This window comes from Shewanella psychromarinicola (genome assembly GCF_003855155.1).
Classification (GTDB): Bacteria; Pseudomonadota; Gammaproteobacteria; order Enterobacterales; family Shewanellaceae; genus Shewanella; species Shewanella psychromarinicola.
Map to the genome: position 1 here is coordinate 656841 of NZ_CP034073.1, position 22847 is coordinate 679687.

The window sequence follows — 22847 nt, forward strand, 5'->3', positions numbered from 1 at the left end:
GGGTTTTTCTATTACTTGCTTACCTATGCAATTCGATTCAAGAATTACAAGCTGTAATACATTTCAAACTCAAGCGGATGAGTCGTACGCGCTACACGTTCAGATTCTGCTGTTTTAAGCTGAATATAAGACTGGATAAAGTCTTCGCTGAACACGCCACCTTTAGTCAAGAACTCATGGTCCGCTTGTAAATTTTCAAGTGCGTTTTCTAATGAAGTCGCAACCTGTGGGATCTCAGCCGCTTCTTCAGCAGGCAAGTCATACAGATCTTTGTCCATTGCTTCACCTGGGTGGATCTTGTTTTGAATACCGTCAAGACCGGCCATTAGCAATGCCGAAAACGCTAAGTATGGGTTGGCATGTGGATCAGGGAAACGCGCTTCGATACGACGACCTTTAGGGCTTGGTACCACTGGAATACGAATTGACGCGCTGCGGTTACGTGCAGAATATGCAAGCATCACAGGCGCTTCAAAATGCGGTACCAAACGCTTGTAAGAGTTTGTGCTTGGGTTAGTGAATGCATTCAATGCACGAGCATGCTTAATGATGCCGCCAATGTAGTAAAGCGCAAGGTCACTCAAACCAGCATACTTATCACCAGCGAATAAGTTTACCCCGTCTTTAGCTAAAGACTGATGCACGTGCATGCCACTGCCGTTGTCACCCACGATTGGTTTTGGCATAAATGTCGCTGTCTTGCCATAAGCATGAGCCATGTTATGAACAACATACTTAAGGATTTGAATTTCGTCAGCTTTCTTAGTCAATGTATTGAATCGTGTTGCGATTTCATTTTGACCAGCTGTGGCCACTTCGTGGTGATGCGCTTCAACCACTTGACCCATTTCTTCAAGTACTAAACACATTGCAGAGCGTAAGTCTTGTGACGAATCAACTGGCGCAACTGGGAAGTAACCCCCCTTCACCATTGGACGATGACCGGTGTTGCCTTCTTCATAGCTTTTAGCTGAGTTCCATGAAGCTTCTTTAGCGTCAATCTTCACGAAACAACCTGACATATCAGTACCAAAACGGACATCGTCAAATATGAAGAATTCAGGCTCTGGACCAATCAATACGGTATCAGCAATGCCAGTAGAAATAAGATACTGTTCGGCTTTTTGGGCAATAGAACGAGGATCGCGATCATAACCTGTCATGGTACCCGGTTCTAAAATATCACAACGAATAAGTGCGGTCGTTTCTTCCGTGAAAGGGTCTAACACAAAAGTCGTTGGATCTGGCATTAACACCATGTCAGATTCATTAATGCCTTTCCAACCTACAATTGAAGAACCGTCAAACATTTTGCCGTCTTCAAAGAAATCTTCATTTACTTGGTGAGATGGGATAGAAACGTGCTGCTCTTTACCTTTAGTGTCGGTAAAGCGTAAGTCTACAAACTTAACTTCTAACTCTTCTAGTTGTTTTAAAACTGATTCAACTGACATTCTCAAGCCTCCGGTAGGGTAAAGGGTTGTCCCTTAATATAATCTTGGTATTCGCCAGATAATGCATCTGCAAAACGAATATTTACATAATAACAGCAGTGAAGCGATATTCATGCCAGTTCGTTAACTAGTTGATTTTATGAAGATGAGAACGTTCCCTCATCTTCTAAATTATGATTTTGCACCAATGACGTGCATTACTATGTTTCATCATAGTGCAAAAGTCCATAATAGTGCGTCATGTTAATGCTGGTGTTTTAATCATGCCACATTTTGCATCACACCTCGATTATGTTTAATATATAAACGTTTTATACTGTTTTTTGAGGCTTAGTAAACGAAAGATTTACATGTGTTCAAAAATAATCCTATCTACAAAAGCTGCTGTGAAGTAGAATGGCACGCTTTTTTACAGTAGCTGTAATAATAAATAGCTTCTGTTAGCTCCCTTTTTTTTTTGATGGTTTAGAGGTTTATCCGTGCTAGAGAATTTACGTAACATCGCCATTATTGCCCACGTTGACCATGGCAAAACAACCCTGGTAGACAAAATGTTGGCGCAGTCAGGAACCCTTGCATCTCGTGGAGAAGCTACTGAGCGGGTTATGGATTCTAACGATCTTGAAAAAGAACGTGGGATCACCATTCTGGCAAAGAATACTGCCATCCAGTGGAACGACTACCGTATTAACATCGTAGATACTCCTGGCCACGCCGATTTCGGTGGCGAAGTAGAACGTGTTCTATCTATGGTCGATTCAGTATTATTGTTGGTTGACGCAGTTGATGGTCCAATGCCACAAACTCGCTTTGTAACCAAGAAAGCCTTCGCTCAAGGCCTTAAGCCAATTGTTGTTATCAACAAAATTGACCGTCCAAGTGCTCGTCCAGATTGGGTTATTGACCAAGTATTCGATTTATTCGTTAACTTAGGTGCCACTGACGAACAATTAGATTTCCCAATCGTTTATGCTTCTGCATTAAATGGTTTTGCAACGTTAGATCCAGATGTAGCTAGCGATGATATGACGCCGCTGTTTCAAACTATCGTTGAGAAAGTAGCTTTCCCTGACGCGGATGCGGAAGCGCCGTTCCAAATGCAAATTTCTCAAATCGATTATAACTCATACGTGGGTGTTATCGGTATTGGCCGTATTACCCGTGGTAACGTTAAGACTAACCAACAAGTGACTATTATTGGCGCTGACGGTAAGACTCGTAACGGTAAAATGGGCCAAGTATTAGGTTATATGGGTCTAGAACGTAATGAAGTTGCCATTGCCAATGCGGGTGACATCGTTGCGATTACCGGTTTAGGCGAGCTTAAGATCTCTGACACTATCTGTGCAGTGGGTGCCGTAGAGGCAATGCCGCCGTTAACTGTTGATGAACCTACACTAACAATGACGTTCCAAGTAAACACTTCTCCGTTCGCGGGTAAAGAAGGTAAGTATGTGACTTCACGTAACATTCTTGAGCGTTTACAGACTGAATTAGTTCACAACGTCGCACTTCGTGTTGAAGAAACTGACAGTCCAGATCGTTTCCGTGTATCAGGTCGTGGTGAATTACACTTATCGATTTTAATTGAAAACATGCGTCGTGAAGGCTACGAATTAGCTGTATCGCGTCCAGAAGTTATTCTGAAAACCGTCGATGGTGAGCTACATGAACCCTACGAAACAGTAACGGTTGACGTTGAAGAAGGTCATCAAGGTACCGTAATTGAAAAATTAGGTATTCGTAAAGCTGAAATGAAAGATATGCAGCTTGATGGTAAAGGTCGTGTTCGTATTGACTTTATTATCCCAAGCCGTGGTTTGATTGGTTTCCAAACTGAGTTCTTAACCTCAACATCGGGTACTGGTCTAATTTATCATTCATTTGATCACTACGGTCCACACAAAGGTGGCGATATTGGTCAACGTGCTAACGGCGTAATGATTTCAAACGGAACAGGTAAGTCACTAACGTTCGCACTCTTTACTTTACAAGACCGTGGTCGTTTGTTTATTGGCCACGCGGCTGAAGTGTATGAAGGTCAAGTAGTTGGTATCCATGCTCGCTCTAACGATTTGACAATAAACTGTCTCAAAGGTAAGCAGCTAACTAACATGCGCGCATCAGGTACTGATGAAGCGCAAGTATTGACGACTCCGATTACACTGACTCTTGAGCAAGCTCTTGAGTTCATCGATGATGATGAATTAGTTGAAGTGACTCCTAAGAATATTCGTGTTCGTAAGAGATACTTAACTGAAAACGAACGTAAGCGTCATAACCGCAGTTAATCAGTATTAAACTGTAGCAGATTACATTTGCTACTCTTGATACCTAAAAAGCCCAGATGCCTGCATCTGGGCTTTTTGTTGCCTAGTATATACAGGCTAAAAGCGAAAGAGCCTAGAACGCTGCGCTGCTAGTACGCTTCGCGGCTAGAGGCTATAAAGTCAACAGCCTAGCAGCTAAGCAACTCTAGCAGTGACGAAGTCACGCCCTAGCAGCGAAGCGACTCTAGCGATACAAGATGAAAATATTTAACTAGATATTTTACGTAAACGCAGATAGATTGAAATCAATATCATTTTTAGGGAGAACATATGAGTATGTTGCAACAGGTAAGCGTCGCTAAAAAAGCCAATGTACATTTTAACGGTAAAGTGATCAGTAGAAGCGTAGTGTTAGCAGATGGAAGTAAACAAACTCTGGGTGTTGTATTGCCTGGTGAATATGAGTTCTCCACTGCTCAAGGCGAAATAATGCAGGTCATTTCTGGCGAGTTTGACGTGTTATTACCGGGTCAAACTGAGTGGGTTATATACGCTACAGGCAGCCAGTTTGAACTTGCACCAAACGTGAGCTTCAGTCTCCGTACGGCACAAATTTCAGAATACTGCTGCCAATACATCTAGTGTTGTTGCACCTAAATAAACAATAGCGGCTTAATATTGCCCGCTTATATTCAGCTTAATCAAAACAGTTTAAGCTGATTTTTTCTTTAAAAACGTCTACTCTATTGAAACTATCGTTTTATGGAGTGCATCATGCGCCTTATCATACTTATTGGTTTACTATTATTGAGTGCCCAAAGCCTTGCGACGGTATACCGTTGGGTAGATGAAAATGGCAAAGTGCATTACTCAGATGAACCCAAAAATAATGCTGAAGCTATTGATCTAAATGAAAACACGCAAAATAATATAACGATTAATATACCTAAAAAACTCAATGTAACGCCTACAACAGAAACTCAAATTAACTACACTATCTCGATTACCTCCCCTCAACAAGAAGCCACTGTCCGTGATAATAACGGTAATTTTACCGTGTCTGCTAGCGTTGCGCCCGAGTTACCTCGAGGGGTGTTGCTGACATTATTAATCGATGGGGTCATCATTGCTCAACCACAAGTTTCGCCAGTGTTCCAATTAACGGGCATTAATCGAGGTGAACATTCTCTTGTTGTTAATGCTGTAACACAAAGCGGCAAAGTCCTTGCATCAAGCTCTCCTAGAAAGATATTCCTTCACCAAGCATCAGTATTTGGACCTGCAAAAAAGTCTAAATAGTTAAGATAAAAACCATTTCATTCATTAGCTTACAAGATTATTTCTGGCTTTTTATCTTAGAGAGTGCTTGTGTGTACCGGGTTGTGTAATGCACCAATGTGGTGCATCATGATGGTGCAACCTTATACTAGGACGGCTAATGGACACAAATAACCTTCTCAATCATTTAGTCACCGCGGTGCTTGTTATTAATAACGAGCTCAAGCCGTGCTATGCCAATGCCGCGGCCGCACAATTATTGGGAGTCGGTAATCATAAGCTACTCGAACAGACGCTTCCCGAGCTTTATCAACTCATGGGGGTTGATCCACAATTACTACGCGATGCCATTAATGCTGGCCAAGGACTCACGGTCAATACCGCCGCATTAATTACCCTAGATGGTCAGCACCACACTATTGATATCACCTTGATGCCTATTGAAAATGACAATAACCTCAGCATCTTAGAACTACGTCAAGTCGACCAACAACGGCGCATTCATCAGCAGCTTAATATGGACGCCCAACAGCAAGCTGCACAGTTTTTGGTACGTAACTTAGCCCATGAAATTAAAAACCCACTGGGCGGCCTTAGAGGCGCTGCGCAGTTGTTATCGCGAGAGCTCGACTCGCCCGAATTAAAAGAATTTACCAGTCTGATTATCGAACAAGCAGATAGATTGCGTAATTTAGTCGACCGTTTACTTGGCCCACAACGACCAACGCAACATGCTGAACACAATATCCATCAAGTGATTCAAAAAGTGCTTAAGTTAGTCGAAATGGCACTGCCAGACAATATCTGCTTAAAACGAGATTATGATCCATCGATTCCAGATATTCAGATGGACCCAGATCAAATGCAGCAAGCAGTATTGAATATTGTCCAAAATGCGATACAAGCGTTAGAACACTGTGGCGGTGATATTGTCATTCGGACTCGCACCCAACATCAGGTCACCATTGGGACACAGCGTTATAAAGTAGTACTTGCCTTATCCATTATTGATAACGGCCCCGGTATTCCTTGCGAGTTAATCGATACCCTTTTCTACCCTATGGTCACCGGTCGTGACGAGGGTTCAGGGTTAGGATTATCCATTGCACATAACATTGCCCGATTACACGGCGGTCGCATTGATTGTGTTTCGGCACCAGGCCATACCGAATTTATTATTAACCTGCCATTACAATAACTAGCATGCCCTTTGTAGGCAGAATGAGGTAGTAACATGAACATTAGTGAACAAGTTTGGATCCTCGATGATGATAGTTCGATCCGTTGGGTACTCGAAAAAGCCCTTAAAGGCGCATCGCTATCAACGGCCAGTTTTGCTGCTGCAGAATCATTATGGCAAGCTTTAGAAGCATCACAACCTCAAGTTATTGTGTCAGACATCCGTATGCCGGGTACTGACGGTTTAACCTTGCTTGATCGCTTACAACTGCATTACCCGCATATCCCGGTGATCATCATGACCGCCCACTCAGACTTAGACAGTGCAGTGAGTGCGTATCAAGCGGGGGCATTTGAATATTTGCCCAAACCATTTGATATTGATGAAGCGATTAATTTAGTTGAGCGTGCACTGACTCATGCAACCGAACAAACACCACAACCCGTTATTGATACAACGATAAAAACCCCTGAAATTATTGGTGAAGCCCCCTCCATGCAGGAAGTATTTCGTGCAATAGGTCGGTTATCACGTTCATCGATTAGTGTGCTGATTAATGGCCAATCAGGCACGGGTAAAGAGTTAGTTGCAGGGGCATTGCATAAACACAGTCCTCGTAAAGAAAAACCGTTTATCGCGTTAAATATGGCCGCTATCCCAAAAGATTTGATTGAATCAGAACTCTTTGGCCATGAAAAAGGTGCGTTCACCGGTGCCGCTAATGTGCGCCAAGGTCGTTTTGAACAAGCTAATGGTGGCACCCTATTTTTAGATGAAATTGGTGACATGCCAATCGATGTACAAACCCGATTATTGCGCGTGCTTGCCGATGGGCAATTCTATCGTGTCGGTGGTCATCAAGCCGTGCAAGTCGATGTGCGAATTATTGCTGCAACCCACCAAAATCTTGAGGTGCTGGTGCAAAAAGGCACCTTCCGCGAAGATTTGTTTCATCGCCTCAATGTGATCAGAGTGCACTTACCGCCGTTATCGCAACGCCGTGAAGACATTGCCCAACTCGCCAATCACTTTTTAAACACCGCGGCGAAAGAGATTGGCGTTGAGCCAAAAATACTCACCAAAGAAACCGCGGTAAAACTGGCCAATTTACCGTGGCCAGGCAATGTTCGCCAACTGGAAAACACTTGCCGTTGGCTGACCGTAATGGCCTCTGGACAAGAAATCTTACCGCAAGATTTGCCTCCTGAATTACTTAAAGATCCGATCAGTGCTCAACAAAAATCGGCTGGGGCAACGGATTGGCAGACCGCATTAACCGATTGGATTGATGAAAAGCTTGCTGCTGGTGAAAGTGATTTATTAACTGAAGTTCAACCTGAATTTGAACGTATTTTACTTGAAACAGCCCTAAGACATACCCAAGGCCATAAACAAGAAGCCGCTAAGCGTCTAGGTTGGGGGCGTAATACCCTAACCCGTAAATTGAAAGAACTGTCAATGGACTAACAAGTGAACATTATCTCCAATAGTATAGTTTATCGCGTTTATTCATCACATAATCATGCAAATAACCAAGAGGATTAGAATATTTATCCACTAAAAATGTTACCCTAAAATATAACATTCAAATAAGGACAGATTGTGGATTTTGATGCTCATTCTGGTGTAGTTATTCATCAAGATTTTATACCACTCTATGCTGATGATAATTATGCAAAAATATTCGGTTATAATACAGCTCAAGATATTTTAGCGCTGAAGAGTATTTTAGAGTTAATCGATCCTGAAATGCAGGACGTCGCTGCACACACTTACTACGCATTAATGAGCGGTATCGAAAAGCCGCAGGTACGCAATTACATTAATCGTAACCGTTTAGGCATGCTAATCAACGTATTAACGATTGAACATATTGTCGAATGGCAAGGGCGCCCTGCACTGCAAGTCACGATTGTTGATTTAACCGAATCCACCACGCTTAAACATGCATTAGTACAGAGTGAACATCGCTATCAACAATTAGTTAATGGCTCTATTCAAGGGGTGTTGGTGCATCGTAACTTTAGCCCACTGCATTGCAATCAAACGTTGGCACAGCTATTCGGTTACCCTAATACTCAAACGATTATGTCACTACCCTCAATTTTAGATGTGATTGAACCTGCCTATCAAGAGCAATGGGTAGACGCGAACGCTGTGTTATTAGCGAGCAAAATAAAATCTCACTCTTTTGAAATCAAATGTTTACATTTAAGCGGCCGTTTAATGTGGGTAAAATTACTGGAAAGTGTTATCAGTTGGCAGGGGCAGTCAGCGATTCAAGTGACCATGATAGATGTCACTGAGTCTTATTTATTAACAGAGAAACTTGATAAACAAACCTATACTGATTACCTGACTAATACCCTTAATCGACGAGGGCTAATACATTTTAGTCAACAATTAATGACCGATAGCACCCTTGTACATGAACACCTTTATTGTGTATTAATGGGCCTAGATGACTTAAAGCAAATTAATCATTTATTTGGTCATGATATCGGTGATAAAGCATTAATTCATTTTGCTCAACATTGCCAAAGCAAGCTGGCTGATACCGATTTATTAGCCCACTGGTGTGGTGATGAGTTTCTTGCCATCATCCAAGCTGACAGCAAAAAAATGGCACTAAAAATTGCCGAGAGTATTCGTCATAGTATCAATAATGCAGCCCTAATCGAACCCGCTACGGATAAGCATATTCGTTTTAGTGCCTCTGTTGGGTTATCAAACTGGCAAGCTAACGACACTATCGACACTCTTATTTTGCGTGCAGACACAGCCCTAGAGCAAGCCCGATCACAAATCACTCACCAGCTAGTGTTTGCATAAGCTTACCTGATTACCCATAACACTCAGCTCGGGAGAATAAGCGGTTATGAAATAGGTGAAGTATTGGGCGTTACTCTACTTCCGCCATCTTTTAACCAGAGTCGAGGTTAAGTAGATAAACCTAATGCAACCGGGTAATGTTGACAGAACTCGTCAACTTATACCGGATCTTGGTGAATAATCACCTCAGCATCATCAAACGCCTCTTTAATCATCAACCCCGCTTTATCTGCTATTTCATGAGCGTCATGCAAGGACAAGTCACCGGCTAATTCCATGTGCAATTGAATAAACGTGGTTTTACCCGCTTGACGTGTGCGCAAATCATGAACGCCTTGAACGCGAGGATCTTGCTTGGCTAACGCTTTAATCTTGTCGCGAGTGTCGTTGTCTAACTCACGATCCAGTAAGCTTTGAATTGAACGATAACCTAAACCAAGCGCTTGATTGCCAATAAATAATGCTATGAATACGGCAAACAGACCATCAGCCCACCACCAGCCATATTGTGCCAATACTAGCGCTAATAACACGGCAGCATTGAGTAGCAAATCAGATTTATAATGTAATGAATCGGCTTCAACCAATGAACTATTGGTTTTCACCAGAGCGTGTCGTTGCAGCAACACTAAGGCAAATGTCAGCACAATCGCAATGATAGACACCACAATCCCACTCACTGCATTGGTGACCGGAACCGGGTTAATTAACTTTTCACCGCCATACAATAATAACAATGACGCCGACCCCAAAATAAAGGCGGCCTGGGCTAATGACGCTAACGGCTCTGCTTTACCATGCCCATAACGATGGTCTTTGTCCGCGGGAACAATGGCGTAACGAATAGCAATAAAATTAACAATCGAAGCGAGTGCATCAGCAAATGAATCCGTTAATGACCCTAACATACTGGCCGATCCCGAGTGCAGCCAAGCGATTAACTTAATGACAATAAGGCACAGCGCAGTTGCCACTGACGCGCGGCTGGCTAATTTGACCCAAAAGTCATATTCAGAAGAGGTACTCATAAAGGAATTATCGGCTCTTTTTACGGATGATTTAACTGCGCTTACTATAGCAAGTTCATTGCTTAATTAGGATAAAGTTTACTAAAGTAACTGCTGGTCTTATGCAAAGTGTGACCATTAGCAAACTTGCATGAATGAAAAAAAGCCATTACCTAAAGGTAACGGCTTTTATCAGTTTAACCTGATATTGTATCAATTAACCATTAACGGCGAGGTTTGTGGCCTTTACCTAGGTTAAATTGATCTTGAAACGTTTGTTGCTGTTCAGGCGTTAATAATTGATAGATTTCGTTTTGCATTTTCAAATGCGTCAGCATCTTTTGTAAATGCTTTTGTTGCTGCATTTCAGCCATTTCAGTTGCTTTTGCTTCGTCAAAACCAGCGGTAGTGATTAACGCTAACATTTCTGTACGGTGCTCAGCGCGCTGCTCTTTAGTTGGGCGCTCAGGGCGGTTAGCTTTATACTTTTGCATAATCGCTTTGACATCCGTTTTCTGAGCGGCAGTCAAATCAAGCATATGCATCATTTTATGCATACCCCCTTTACGACCATGATGCATATCACCCTTTTGATACATAGACGCTGTCTTTACTTCTGTATCGGTAGTCGTGTCTGCCGCATATAACTGGCCAGCTAATAAAGCCGAACTTGCCACTAAGGCAACTAAACTCGTTTTGATGATTGATGATGTTTTCATTGTTAAGTTCCTCGGTATGAATGGGATTTATTTTCTGCCTTAGCAGATTTGATACTCAGTTTACCGAATGCAATGTCAATGAGGGTTATGCTTGGGTAAAATTGTGTAAAGAATATTTCCCTTAACACTTTAAACAGCCGATTTCATGATCCAGCTGGCATATTTGCATATTAATATCACCGTAATGCGAGCCAGTTAACGTTATTTTGACTTAGCACTTACAGCGATCATTTAAGGGCATAAAATCATATTATTAGCGATATTTGCGATATTAACGATATTAACGAGATTATTTATGAACAGATTGATTGGCCCATTACTTTTACTTTTTAGTGTCTTCTTACTGGCACCGAGTGCCAGTGCTTCCAACTCGGTTGACGCTGCAGATACCGCAGCAACCACGACTCAAATGCATAACGCAGACGACCCTCTGTGGGTTAGCCAACATGATCAACAAGTGTCGGTAAAGCTGCACTTTTTTTGGTCAAAAACCTGCCCGCACTGTCGAGAAGCGCACCCTTTTATTGACGCCCTAGGCGAACGTTTTGACTGGATTGAATTACACGACTACGCCATTAGCGAACCCGGTAATGTCGATAAACTCATGCAAATGGGCCAACAGACTGGTATTGAACCTAAATCGGTACCCTACTTTGCCATTTGTGGCGAGGCCGTAGTCGGCTATAACAACCATGATGTCACAGGGCGTTACATCCTAGAGCGTTTAGTCAACTGCTACCAACGTCATGGTGGTAAAGCTGATATTGGCGATAAGCTCGATGATTTTCTAGGTGCGACTCCAGTTGAAAATACGCCATTATTTGAAACCTGTGGTGACAACAGTGATGATCCTCAAGCCGAAGGTTCTTGTGGCATGTCATTTGACCAAGCCAGTGACATTACTCCAGTACCATCGGTTCAGCCTGTCAACATTCCACTAATTGGTGCAGTGCATCCTGAACAAATGTCATTGCCAGTACTGACCATAGTATTAGCGGGTGTCGACGCATTTAATCCCTGCGCCTTTTTCGTATTACTGTTTTTACTGAGCATTATGGTTAACGCCGGCAGCCGCAGACGTATGCTATTAGTGGGCGGTATTTTTGTATTTTTCTCAGGCTTTATCTATTTTATATTTATGAGTGCTTGGTTAAATTTATTCCAACTACTCGGCGGCGGTGATGGCGGCATCATTATCACTTGTGCAGGGGTATTGGCCTTGATCGCAGCGATAGTGAATATAAAAGATTACTTCTATGGCCGCGGCGACGTTAGCCTTTCAATGTCAGTCGAAAATCGTGGTTCACTGATAAAACGTATGGGTAAATTATCTAAAGCCAGTTCATTACCCACCATGATTTTAGGCTCAACCATTCTGGCTATTCTAGCCAATACCTATGAACTACTGTGCACCGCAGGCTTCCCGATGATTTACACCTCGGTGTTGTCATTATCAGATCTCGATACCATGCAACGTTACTTATACCTCATTGCTTATAATGTGGTTTATGTTATCCCACTTGCCGTAATTGTGATTGTGTTCTCAATGACGTTAGGTAAACGCAAACTGACCGAAAAAGAAGGCGAAGTACTTAAACTGATGTCAGGTATTATGATGTTAGGGTTAGGCAGCATGTTAGTCTTTAATCCTAACTCACTGCAAAATGCAGTCTTTTCGGTAGGCCTGATCCTTGGATCGATTGTACTCACCTTTATCATTGCCAGAATTAAACGCTACGTAGTGCAAAATAAAGCAGGGTAAATGTAAAACTGTGCAATGTTGATATGATTTAATATTGGCATGCGATAACCTTAATTGATCGAAAAATCTGTATGTTAGCGTTAGCATGCAGATTTTCTTTGTGCCAGAGGACAGTTATGAATCGCATTTTACTTATCGACGATGATATTGGTTTATCCGATCTACTCAGCCAATTACTTGAATTGGAAGGATTTGCCTTAACCCAAGCTTATGATGGTGAGCAAGGGTTATTGATGGCGCAACAGCAGGACTTCGATTTAATCCTCCTTGATGTCATGTTACCTAAGCTCAATGGCTTTGAAGTATTGCGCGCCTTAAGGCAACGCAAGCAAACCCCTGTGTTGATGCTAACCGCCCGCGGCGAAGAAATTGATCGGGTAGTCGGTCTAGAAATCGGTGCCGATGACTACTTGCCAAAACCGTTTAATGACCGCGAATTAGTGGCTCGAATTCGGGCCATCTTACGTCGAGCACAAACCACTCAACAAGATAACCAAGCCAATGAAATGATGCAGTTTGGTGATTTACGCCTCGACCCTTCCCGCCAAGAAACCTATTGCAACGAACAACTGATTATCCTGACGGGCACCGAGTTTTTACTGTTGTTTAATTTACTCGAAAAATCAGGCGAACTGGTCACCAAAGAGTCATTAAGTGAAAACGTATTAGGCAAAAAACTGATGCCATTTGATCGTAGTTTAGATATGCATTTGTCTAACTTACGCAAAAAACTACCAGAGCGCCAAGACGGCCGTCCACGGGTCAAAACCCTGCGCGGTAAAGGCTATATTTGGATACCATAATGCTGAAAAACAATCCATTTAACCGACTGTTTTTTAAATTATTGCTGGGCTTTTGGCTATGCAGTTCGTTGATTATTGCTCTGGTGTCATTATTGCCATTATTGCAGCAAAATCATGACCGCTCACCTTTGCCGCCTAGCCTTGAGCGGATGCTGGAAAACGTCGCCGAGCGGATACAAGAGCAACCTCAATTACTCGAAGGCAAAAACCTACAACGTCTGCGCCATAACCGCAATAAAGACGGTGGCGGTGACCGTAAGCATAATGGCGGCCCTTTGCGTTTATATTTAACCGATGGTGAAGGCCAAGTGTTAAACAGTAAACACGTCTCGCGTGGATTTAGACGCTTTCAACTGATGGCAGAAGAGGCAGATCAGCCGATAAGCCACCAATTTAGAGACGAGCTCATTTTTGGCCCCTATTCTTTTGAGGTCAACAGCAAACCCTATCAATTATTTGGCCGTTTACCCGATAACCATCCTCGGCCGTGGTTTTTCTTTTTTGCTGACAATAAATTACTCACGGCAGGCCTAGCCATTTTATTATCGGGCCTATTATGCGGTTTGCTGGCATGGTATTTAGGTAAACCATTGCGTTCGCTCAAGCACAGTGCCAATGCCCTCGCCAGAGGCGACTTGTCTAGCCGAGTTGATGCGGCTACCGCTAATCGGCGTGATGAAATGGGCCAATTGGCAATCGCTTTTAACGGTATGGCCGACGCCATTGAAGCCATGGTGAATAACCAACAAAGATTAATGGGCGATATTTCCCATGAACTGCGAACGCCACTGACGCGGCTGCAACTATCATTGGCACTTGCTCGTAAAAAAGGTCAGCACAGCACCGAACTGGATCGAATAGAATATGAAGCTCAACAACAAGATGCCTTAATTGGCGAGCTATTAACCTTATCTAGAGTTACCTTAAATGTTAGCGAAAAACGCCTGACAGCTGAACTCACAGAAACCTTAAGCCAAGTGCTCGATGACGCCGAATTTGAAGCCGAACAGCAAGGTAAACAATTACATATAGATATCGACGAGTCTATCCGCTTTAATCATTTGCCTAGAACCTTATCCCGCGCCATTGAGAACCTGCTGCGTAATGCCATTCGTTACGCTGATCAACATATTTATATTGAAAGTCAGCAAACAAAAAACCAAGTTCGTATTGTGGTCAGCGATGACGGTCCCGGCCTTCCAGAAGAAGAGCTCGAAGCGATATTTGCGCCATTTTATCGACCTGATAGCGCACGTGATCGCGTATCTGGTGGATGGGGATTAGGATTAGCCATTACTCAAGCGGCAGTTGAGGCCCATAAAGGACGCATAGTTGCCAAAAATCAACCATCACATGGGCTAATCGTCACCATCGACTTACCCATTTAATGTAAACATTAATCGGTGACCTCACCTCGGGATAATAAACTTCGGCTTGGGATTAGGAGCGGCTTACTGATGAACAACTATGATTAATATCGTCACACGATTAACCATCGTATGAACCATAGTGTATGAAAGACAGCAATATATATTATCCTCGGTACAGTGACCCCTAGTACCGGTATCGTCAGTGCTTATGCCGCCAATAGATTAAATCGCCTTGCTGCAATACTCTGCCATCGACTTTTAGCAATATCATCCATTGTATCGTGACAAATTCAATCCACCGTTTACCAAGGCTAGAGTCATATTTACCCCAAAAAAGATACCTGCTAAAAGTCATATCAGCACGCTAACGCATGCTCATCACAGTAACCGAGTCAGTTTTGATAACGTCTCGCAGTCAAACCCTGCTTAATGTATAATTTGTCATTCTTTTTATACTTCGTACCGTAAGGTTGCTATGTTTCAGATTGCCCTTTATGAACCCGAAATCGCCCCAAATACTGGAAATATCATCCGTCTATGTGCCAATAATGGCTCACAGTTACATTTGATTGAGCCGTTAGGTTTTGATCTCGAAGAAAAGAAACTACGTCGCGCTGGACTCGATTATTCCGACCTAACCAGTGTGACTCGCCATAAAAATTATGCCGCTTTTTTAGAGGCCATGGCAGGAAAACGTATTATCGCCTGCACCACTAAAGGCAGCCGTCCCCATACTCAAATTGCTTTTCAAGAGAATGATGTGTTGTTATTTGGCCCAGAAACTCGTGGACTGCCGATGGATATTATTGATGCAACGCCACTTGCGCAGCGGTTACGTATTCCAATGACAGCCAATAGCCGTAGTATAAATTTATCAAACTCAGTCGCCATTATTAGTTATGAAGCATGGCGTCAACTCGGTTTTGCAGGCGCAGAGTAATGAAAAAAACCCAGTCACCCGAAACCCAACACGATGCTTTAGCCATTGCCAAAGCAACCCAAAGACCCGCACAAACGAAAGAACAAACTAAGTTGATTGCCGCAGGCATTGAGAAAGGGATTACTGAATTCAAAAAACAGCATAAAGTCAAAGCCCGTGATCGTGACAAAGCACGTAAACAGCAACAAAAAACCAAAAGTACCACGCCCACCAATGATGAGCCCGATATGCCTTATATTGTGCCCCAGAGTCGATTCAATTCGCTAACGTGGTCGTTAATGGGCTTATTACTCTTGAGTTGGGCATTGTTTGCCGCTTACCTGTTTTACCGCTAAACCGCATTGGCGAAACACTCACGTTATTCAGTCAGCTGAGTCTCCTCTGCTGACGGTTTAAGCAGGCTAATGGCTCTGACGACCTGATACTGCTCACTGTCGTCATCCAAATAATGAGCGCTTTGCTGCCACTGCCATCCTAGTATTGCCTGATCGGCACTAGTATCGGTATCGTCAATAATGGGATCAAACTGCAACTGCACTAATGCTGGACGTTGATTTATTTCACCTTTGCCTAAAAATGAGTAACGGCCAGCTTGCTCATAAAGCGTTAACTCCTGCGACACGTCATCGGTAACACCATTGGCATACACCAATAAAATATGATCATTTTGTTGCCTAAACCACCAGGTTTCACTGTTTGTAAAACGACTGCCTCGGCTAACACTGATGAACAAATTGCGCCTATCTGCAGAGCACATCACCGAGGTAGTGACCTTCTTGGGGTAAACATTAGGATTGGCAGCACTGCCCTGCCACTCACCAGCTAATTGGCTACAAAACGTATTCAATGTCACTTTATCTGCATAAGCTGAGGCTGAATGTGTCAGTAACAACATTGCCATTAACAGGAATATTGATCGACCTTTTTGGGTAAACAAACTTCTTACCATTCAAATATCCTTTATGATTAGATACATCTACTGCCCAACACTGGTAAGCCGTTACAATACCACATACCCTATAATATCACTGGCAATGAGCACGCTTTGGTGATGGTTAACCATAAAAAATGGCTCACCTTAGTGGGCCATGATATGACTAACCAACAAATACCTACTGGCCAAAACCGGTGGCGGTAATATCCACTGTAGTGACTTCACCGTATTGCGCCGCAACATCAGCAATTTGTTCTGCATTACCAATCAACACAAACTGTAAATTTTGCTGTGGGAAATATTGCTTAATCAAACGTTGGGTTTCAGCTAGGGTAAGTCCATCGACTTTAGCTTGAAATTGATTAATAAAATCATCATTAAAGCCATATAAATACATGTCAGACAATAAACCGGCTAATTGACCACTGGTCTCATATTTAGGCGGAAACTGGCCTTTGACATAGGCTTTAGCAGAATCTAACGTCACTTGGTCAATGCCCTTTTCCCACAAACGAGCATAGGTTTTTAAGGCTAAATCAATCGCTTCTTTAGTCGTCGACGACTTGGTAAACGTACTGATTTGGAATAATCCAGATTGCGCATACGAGCTAAACCCTGAACGAGCACCGTAAGTTAAGCCTGCATTGACGCGTAGTTCATCATTTAACCATGAGGTAAAACGACCACCTAAGATGGTGTTAACGACGGTCAAACCAACATAATCTGGGTTGTTATAACGAATTCCCACGCCACCAATTAAAAAGGTGGTTTCAATTGCATCAGGCTTGTCGACTAACAACACCTGCGGCTTGGTGAGCGTCGGTAAGGCTTGGCTTAAATCTGGCTGAAGCACGGTTTCGGTTGCCTGCCAATCACCAAAGGCCTTATTAAGCTTGGCGGTCATATCGGCAACATTAAAATCACCCACCACGTTAATGGTCATATTGCTTGGTTGATAATAATCTTTATAAAAAGCGCGTAGCTCCTCAATAGACAGACTCGCGATGGTGTCACTATTACCCGATACTGGGTTGGCATAAGGATGCTCACCAAAGACTAACTGATTAAAGTAGCGTCCAATCACGGCTCGCGGACTTTCTTTTTGCTGTGATAAGCCAACGATTTCGCGCTGTTTTAGCTTATCAAATTCAGTGGCATCAAAGTCAGGTTGACGTAATACATGGCTAAAAATATTGAGCACAGTATCCACATCTTTGTTCATCATATTGGCACGAATATAACTGCCTTCTAAATCGGCACTGGTATTAATGCTGGCACCGATAAAGTCTAATTGCTGCTCGATGTCCGCCTTAGATTGACCCGCGGCACCTAACATTAAACTTTGTGAGGTGATGTAAGCCATACCAGAGGTCAAATCATTGACCGCGCCCACTCTAACCACGGCATCAATGGTCACTAATGGCACTTCTTTTTGCACCATCAACTTAACCTTTAAGCCATTGTCTAACGTGACGGATTGGTAGCTTGGCAGCACAAAGCTAGCGGTTACAGGGTTGGCGGTATCGGCAGTAGTTTTCTGAGTGGTCGCACAACCACTTATCCCTATGCTACAAGCCAATGCGATAGCCGATAACGATAGCTTAATGCGTGTGTGAGTAACGGTTTTCATTGGTCTGACTCCTCAGTAGCAGCGAGCACACCGACAGTTCGATTCGCTTTAATTAGATAGGTTTGCGCCACACGCTGAATATCAGCAGGGGTGACTTGGTTATACGCTTCTGGGGCGTTAAACAGTTTGGTATAGTCGCCAAAATACAGCTCGTATGTGCCTAATGTATTGGCTTTACCGTTAATGGTTTCCATAGCGTGGTAAAAATCCATTAGTTTGATATTTTTTACTTTTTCAAGCTCTTGCTGAGTCACACCTTGGGTGGCAATAAGATTAATTTGCTCAATTAAGGCTTGCTCTAAGGTCTCAGCGCTCACACCAGCATTGGCCACACCCAAAATGTAAAATAGATTCGGGTCGAACGACATCGGCATGTAGGTGTCGGCCGATAACGCTAATTGCTTGTCGACCAACGCCTGATAAAAACGCGAGCTATGACCTTCGCTTAACATCGACGCTAATAAATCAAGCGCGTAATAATCAGCATGGCGAGTGGCAGGTACATGGTAAGCCAACATAATGTTTGGCGTACTCACAGACTCTTTTTTGACAAATACTCGGCGCTCACCATTTTGTGGCGGCTCAACCGTGCGCACAGCTTTTGGCGCTGCTTGGGCTGGAATTGGCGCGAAATACTGATTAGCCAGTGCTTTTACTTGGGCTAACTTCACATCACCGCTAATCACCACTAGCGCATTGTTAGGCGCATAGTAAGTTTTATGATATTGCTGTAAGTCTGCTAATGTCCAAGCAGCAATATCGGACTCATAACCAATCACAGACCAACTATATGGGTGGGCTGCAAAGGCAACACTTTTAAGCGCTTCTTGAATAGTGCGCCAGTTAGAGTTTTCAAGCCCGGTAGTCCGCTCTGACTGCACCACGCCACGTTCACTTTCAACCATTTCAGGGTTGATGTCTAAATTGGCGATCCGGTCCGCTTCTAAATCAAAAATAGTTTCTAAGCCATTTGCAGGAAACCAGTTGGTATACACTGTCATGTCTTCAGTGGTGTAGGCATTATTAGCGCCACCAGCGGCTTCCATGGTGCGATCAAACATTTTCGGACCAAACTTTTTAGAACCATTAAACATCATATGTTCAAAAAAGTGCGAAATACCGGTAATGCCAGGCACTTCATTGCGCGAACCGACTTTCCAAAAAATGTACATGTTGGCATTTGGGATAGAGCTATCCTCAAGTATCATAATTTTCATGCCATTATCTAAAGTAAAACTATTAATATCTTCAGCTTGTGTCGCTGACACCGAAGGCGCACTTAGAACGCCTAACGTCATCAACAACGCCATTATGTTGCGGATCATATCTCGCTCCTTTGAGCACTTGTCCAATAATTAATCTACATTGTGTTTTTTTATGCCGCGCTTAATACCGTTAACGCTACTTGCGCCATGATTTATACGCCAAGTTTAAGGCCACTTTCATCAACGTAAAATACGCTGAATAGTTGCAGCCAACTTGGCTTATATTCAGCTTCGCTGGTGTTAACGCTAATAAGGCCCCTTAAAAGCAATGGTTCAAGGGAGTACAGAGGAATGCTGATTCCATGTTTAAACCAATTAGTGCAACAAAACTACCCTGTAATGACCCTTTTGTTAAATCTTTTAGCCATTTGCTAACAAGTCAATTGTATCTATTTATTAACGCCTGCCGGTCATGATTAAGCTGGTGATGCCACAAACCCAGATTTATGTGGGCGAGACTGGCGAGGACTTTATTGAGTTGATCACTATTCATCCAACACGTCATGCCCCCTCATGCAACACTTCATGCAACACTTAACGTAACACTTAACGTAATACGGGCACGTGAAAAAACACCACGTCACTGCCGATAACTTCAAGCTGCCAGCCTTGTTGTAATGCTAGCCACTCGAAGGTTTCAATCGCGTAGAAATTGATGTGGGTCGGGTCGATTTTATAGTGCCAGTTAATGAATCCTTCAAGGTTCGATACCCGTTTGGTCATAATGGCCAATATGCCACCGGGTAACAGTAATTGGCTTAATAGCTCGATGAGTTGTTTGGCATTGGCAATATGTTCAATCACTTCGGTTAAACACACAAAATCATATTGCTGGCTTAACACCTGAGTATCTGGGTGATAAAACAGATCATAGTTAGCCACGCTGATCCCTTGCTTTGCTGCCATTTGGCTTAGCACAGCACCTTCGCCGCAGCCAAAATCTAATCCGCTTGCATTGGGAGCAAGCCGGGTTAACAACGGGGTTAAGGTGCGTGATAAAAAATGCTGATAGCCCGCATCGGCAAAGTCGTTATGGTGACAATCATAATGGGCTTTTTCGGCGGTTTCATCCCAATAAAATGCTGCCGGAACTGACACCAGCAAACACTGTGAGCAACGAACATAGGGGCGATATTTATCTTGATGAAACGCAATAGTTTGATGGTGACACAAAGGACAACACGACAAAATGAACTCCGACACAGGCGAGGTGAAAAGTAATAATAAACACTGAGTCTATTCTGATAGAACCGGTTCTGCTGTTGTGGTGGCCTTGGGGATTTTACGTGTTTGCTTAGCAGCGTCTTGCGCCTGCTGTAAATACTTTTGCTGACGGGTTAAACGCTCATCAGATTGAGCACGGGCTTTTTCGAGCTGCTGCGCTTCCCAATCATTAGACTGCGCCTTAGCTAACACTTTTTGTTCACGTTCCGAGGTTGCCTTGGCTGCTTCACGCACTTTTTGCAATTGGGTTTGCTCAAGTTCAATCGACTCTTGCCGCGCTTGCTCGCCTTTTTCAGCTAAGGTCATTTTTTTATGGGGTTTGTCAGCAGCAGAAGCACCAGAAACGACAAACGTCAACGAGCTTGCTGCAACCACTAAAACAAATAAGCCTATCAGCCCGATTTTCATGTTATCTATCCTTTGATTTTATCGCTGTTATAACGCGCACGAACCTGAGCAGGCATAGCGGTTAACTTATGTTGCACCATTGTGTTAAACACTGCAAATATTGGCGCGATATCAGTCGCAGGATTTAACGCAACCAGAGTATGAGCAACCGCTTCGAGGGTTGACAGGCTGTCGCTGCGTTTCGCTTTACGAATAACATATTGCGACTCATCTACACACTCAAGATGCAGCGACGGATAATCAACTAACCACGGATTCAACTGCAACATGCGGTACGCCTTGCGCCAAGTACCGTCGATTACAATAATAATCACGGCTTCGCTCGCTCCGGCCTTGGCGACAGTTTGGCTGTGCTCATTGGGGTAAACCACGTACACAGGTTTCGTTTGCGTGGCTAAATAGTGTTGCAACTCAATAAAGTCCTCGGCAGTCTCGCCCACATAAATCTGGGTTTGCGGCAGCACCAGCTTCAATAACCTCACGCTGTTTTTAGCATGCCCCTCTTCAGACGGGTGTTGCATCACCACCACCTCGGTTTGGGAACACACCGGTTTGAGCGCATGGCAAACACACGTTGACTGCGGGTATTGGCAATTAATACAATAACTTCTGCTCATTTTTTGTCTTATTCTTGTTGCAAATATGTAAAGTTGAGTTCAATATGCTTGGCTTTACATCATAACATCTCAAGGAAGAACCACTATTATGACAGGAATTATCACAAGAACCATGGCAACAACAATGACAAAGATGTCGATTGCCTTAATGCTCGCACTTTCTACAAGTTCCGTTTATGCCGCACAAGATAATGCCTATCACCACGAAGCAGAACTAAGCTTTTTAGATTCTGACGATGGCGGCGATGGCGGCGATGGCCTAGTTAATGCTAACTATCGTTATTACTTTAAAGCGGTTGAACAGGCAGATAAGCCATATGTGCTAGCCGATTTTTTTCACCAAGGTTCAACTGTTGCAGCTCGTTACTCTACTTCTAGTTTCGATGATATATATGAACTGTCAGGCCAGTATGTTTTCGACTCTAACTGGTTCGTCGGTGCAAAAGTAAGCCGAGTCAATTTTGATACTGGTTCAGATAGCTCTACCATTTATTCAGCAAACTTAGGTTATTTTTTCACGGACCATTCGGCATTAACCCTGAATTACAGCAGAATTTCTGAGTCTGAATCAAACACCTTTACATCAACAAACTATAATTCTGAGCGTTATGATAGTAATGACGTTGATGTTTTCGGCCTAACCTATGAACACTTTATTCCATTGCAATCAACTGCAGGAGTTATGCTCACAGGTGCATTTACCTATAGTGATCAGCAAAATACGAGTAATGCTTCCAGCACCTCGGTCGATGATTTAGGTCAAGTAACAAACACAGATTCTAAAATGTACTTTGGGCACAACAACTATAACGTTGCCATCAATGCCGATTGGTATATCAATAATGCATGGTCTGTAGGGGCTGCGGCTGAACAGAGTTATACCGAAACTGATTATGACATCAGCGGTACTACTTACGACAACCAGGGTAATAATGACCGAACAGACACTTTGACAGGCATAAACACCCGCTACGTCTGGCGTTTTGCCGATGTATTTTCGGCTAAGTTTTCACTTGATCACTCATATTACAATGGCGAATATGATAACGACTCACAAACCAGCTTTAGTATAGGCATTAACGCCCGCTTCTAAGTCTCATCATATTGAGGTAAAAAAAAACCCGCGGAATGTGGTTAGCATTCTGCGGGTTAAA

21 protein-coding genes are annotated in these 22847 nt (G+C 43.2%); 12 read left to right on the forward strand and 9 right to left on the reverse strand.

What is annotated here, in order from left to right:
- Nucleotides 1-44: 44 nt before the first annotated feature.
- Nucleotides 45-1454: a glutamate--ammonia ligase gene (gene glnA, locus EGC80_RS02765; RefSeq protein ID WP_124013176.1), complete on the reverse strand. Its 1410-nt coding sequence runs from the start codon at nt 1452-1454 to the stop codon at nt 45-47.
- A gap of 479 nt (nt 1455-1933) precedes the next feature.
- Here glnA and typA point away from each other — a divergent pair, with 479 nt between their 5' ends.
- The 6 genes from typA to EGC80_RS02795 all read left to right on the forward strand — a co-directional run bounded on the left by typA (nt 1934) and on the right by EGC80_RS02795 (nt 9014).
- On the forward strand, nt 1934-3745 hold the full coding sequence (typA, locus tag EGC80_RS02770; RefSeq protein ID WP_101033105.1) for a translational GTPase TypA: 1812 nt from the start codon (nt 1934-1936) through the stop codon (nt 3743-3745).
- A gap of 309 nt (nt 3746-4054) precedes the next feature.
- Nucleotides 4055-4366, forward strand: a complete 312-nt coding sequence (gene ppnP, locus EGC80_RS02775) for a pyrimidine/purine nucleoside phosphorylase (protein ID WP_124013175.1) — start codon at nt 4055-4057, stop codon at nt 4364-4366.
- Between the two features lie 132 nt (nt 4367-4498).
- The gene (locus EGC80_RS02780; protein ID WP_101033107.1) at nt 4499-5023 is read left to right on the forward strand and encodes a DUF4124 domain-containing protein; all 525 of its coding nucleotides are present in this window, start codon (nt 4499-4501) and stop codon (nt 5021-5023) included.
- Nucleotides 5024-5162: 139 nt separating this feature from the next.
- Nucleotides 5163-6200: a nitrogen regulation protein NR(II) gene (gene glnL, locus EGC80_RS02785; protein WP_101033108.1), complete on the forward strand. Its 1038-nt coding sequence runs from the start codon at nt 5163-5165 to the stop codon at nt 6198-6200.
- A 36-nt stretch (nt 6201-6236) separates the two neighbouring features.
- Nucleotides 6237-7649, forward strand: a complete 1413-nt coding sequence (glnG, locus tag EGC80_RS02790) for a nitrogen regulation protein NR(I) (protein ID WP_101033109.1) — start codon at nt 6237-6239, stop codon at nt 7647-7649.
- A 135-nt stretch (nt 7650-7784) separates the two neighbouring features.
- Nucleotides 7785-9014: a sensor domain-containing diguanylate cyclase gene (locus EGC80_RS02795; protein WP_124013174.1), complete on the forward strand. Its 1230-nt coding sequence runs from the start codon at nt 7785-7787 to the stop codon at nt 9012-9014.
- Between the two features lie 158 nt (nt 9015-9172).
- On the opposite strand, the gene fieF is transcribed toward EGC80_RS02795, so the two are convergent.
- Nucleotides 9173-10042, reverse strand: coding sequence for a cation efflux pump FieF (gene fieF, locus EGC80_RS02800; RefSeq protein ID WP_124013173.1), 870 nt, complete (start codon nt 10040-10042; stop codon nt 9173-9175).
- 203 nt (nt 10043-10245) lie between these two features.
- Nucleotides 10246-10740, reverse strand: coding sequence for a Spy/CpxP family protein refolding chaperone (locus EGC80_RS02805; protein ID WP_101033112.1), 495 nt, complete (start codon nt 10738-10740; stop codon nt 10246-10248).
- A 295-nt stretch (nt 10741-11035) separates the two neighbouring features.
- Between EGC80_RS02805 and EGC80_RS02810 the strand changes: the two genes are divergently transcribed.
- The 5 genes from EGC80_RS02810 to EGC80_RS02830 all read left to right on the forward strand — a co-directional run bounded on the left by EGC80_RS02810 (nt 11036) and on the right by EGC80_RS02830 (nt 15950).
- The gene (locus EGC80_RS02810; RefSeq protein WP_101033113.1) at nt 11036-12502 is read left to right on the forward strand and encodes a cytochrome C biosynthesis protein; all 1467 of its coding nucleotides are present in this window, start codon (nt 11036-11038) and stop codon (nt 12500-12502) included.
- A 116-nt stretch (nt 12503-12618) separates the two neighbouring features.
- Nucleotides 12619-13305, forward strand: a complete 687-nt coding sequence (locus EGC80_RS02815) for a response regulator (RefSeq protein WP_101033114.1) — start codon at nt 12619-12621, stop codon at nt 13303-13305.
- On the forward strand, nt 13305-14693 hold the full coding sequence (locus EGC80_RS02820) for an ATP-binding protein (protein WP_124013172.1): 1389 nt from the start codon (nt 13305-13307) through the stop codon (nt 14691-14693). Before EGC80_RS02815 ends, EGC80_RS02820 begins: the two co-directional genes overlap by 1 nt.
- A gap of 457 nt (nt 14694-15150) precedes the next feature.
- Complete coding sequence (trmL, locus tag EGC80_RS02825; protein ID WP_101033116.1) at nt 15151-15615, forward strand: tRNA (uridine(34)/cytosine(34)/5-carboxymethylaminomethyluridine(34)-2'-O)-methyltransferase TrmL; 465 nt, start codon at nt 15151-15153, stop codon at nt 15613-15615.
- Complete coding sequence (locus EGC80_RS02830; RefSeq protein WP_101033117.1) at nt 15615-15950, forward strand: DUF2956 domain-containing protein; 336 nt, start codon at nt 15615-15617, stop codon at nt 15948-15950. Before trmL ends, EGC80_RS02830 begins: the two co-directional genes overlap by 1 nt.
- A 23-nt stretch (nt 15951-15973) precedes the next feature.
- Here EGC80_RS02830 and EGC80_RS02835 read toward each other — a convergent pair whose 3' ends face one another.
- The 6 genes from EGC80_RS02835 to EGC80_RS02860 form a co-directional block, all read right to left on the reverse strand.
- Nucleotides 15974-16564, reverse strand: a complete 591-nt coding sequence (locus EGC80_RS02835) for a hypothetical protein (protein ID WP_124013171.1) — start codon at nt 16562-16564, stop codon at nt 15974-15976.
- Between the two features lie 163 nt (nt 16565-16727).
- Entirely contained in the window at nt 16728-18179 is a 1452-nt protein-coding gene (locus EGC80_RS02840) for a M16 family metallopeptidase (RefSeq protein WP_124013170.1), read from the reverse strand.
- Nucleotides 18176-19504, reverse strand: coding sequence for a M16 family metallopeptidase (locus EGC80_RS02845; RefSeq protein WP_124693453.1), 1329 nt, complete (start codon nt 19502-19504; stop codon nt 18176-18178). Before EGC80_RS02845 ends, EGC80_RS02840 begins: the two co-directional genes overlap by 4 nt.
- 486 nt (nt 19505-19990) lie before the next feature.
- Nucleotides 19991-20632, reverse strand: a complete 642-nt coding sequence (locus tag EGC80_RS02850; protein ID WP_101033121.1) for a class I SAM-dependent methyltransferase — start codon at nt 20630-20632, stop codon at nt 19991-19993.
- A gap of 48 nt (nt 20633-20680) precedes the next feature.
- Complete coding sequence (locus EGC80_RS02855; protein WP_233768584.1) at nt 20681-21076, reverse strand: hypothetical protein; 396 nt, start codon at nt 21074-21076, stop codon at nt 20681-20683.
- A gap of 5 nt (nt 21077-21081) precedes the next feature.
- On the reverse strand, nt 21082-21693 hold the full coding sequence (locus tag EGC80_RS02860) for a tRNA-uridine aminocarboxypropyltransferase (protein WP_124013168.1): 612 nt from the start codon (nt 21691-21693) through the stop codon (nt 21082-21084).
- Nucleotides 21694-21781: 88 nt separating this feature from the next.
- Between EGC80_RS02860 and EGC80_RS02865 the strand changes: the two genes are divergently transcribed.
- Nucleotides 21782-22786, forward strand: coding sequence for a hypothetical protein (locus EGC80_RS02865; protein ID WP_124013167.1), 1005 nt, complete (start codon nt 21782-21784; stop codon nt 22784-22786).
- Nucleotides 22787-22847: the final 61 nt, after the last annotated feature.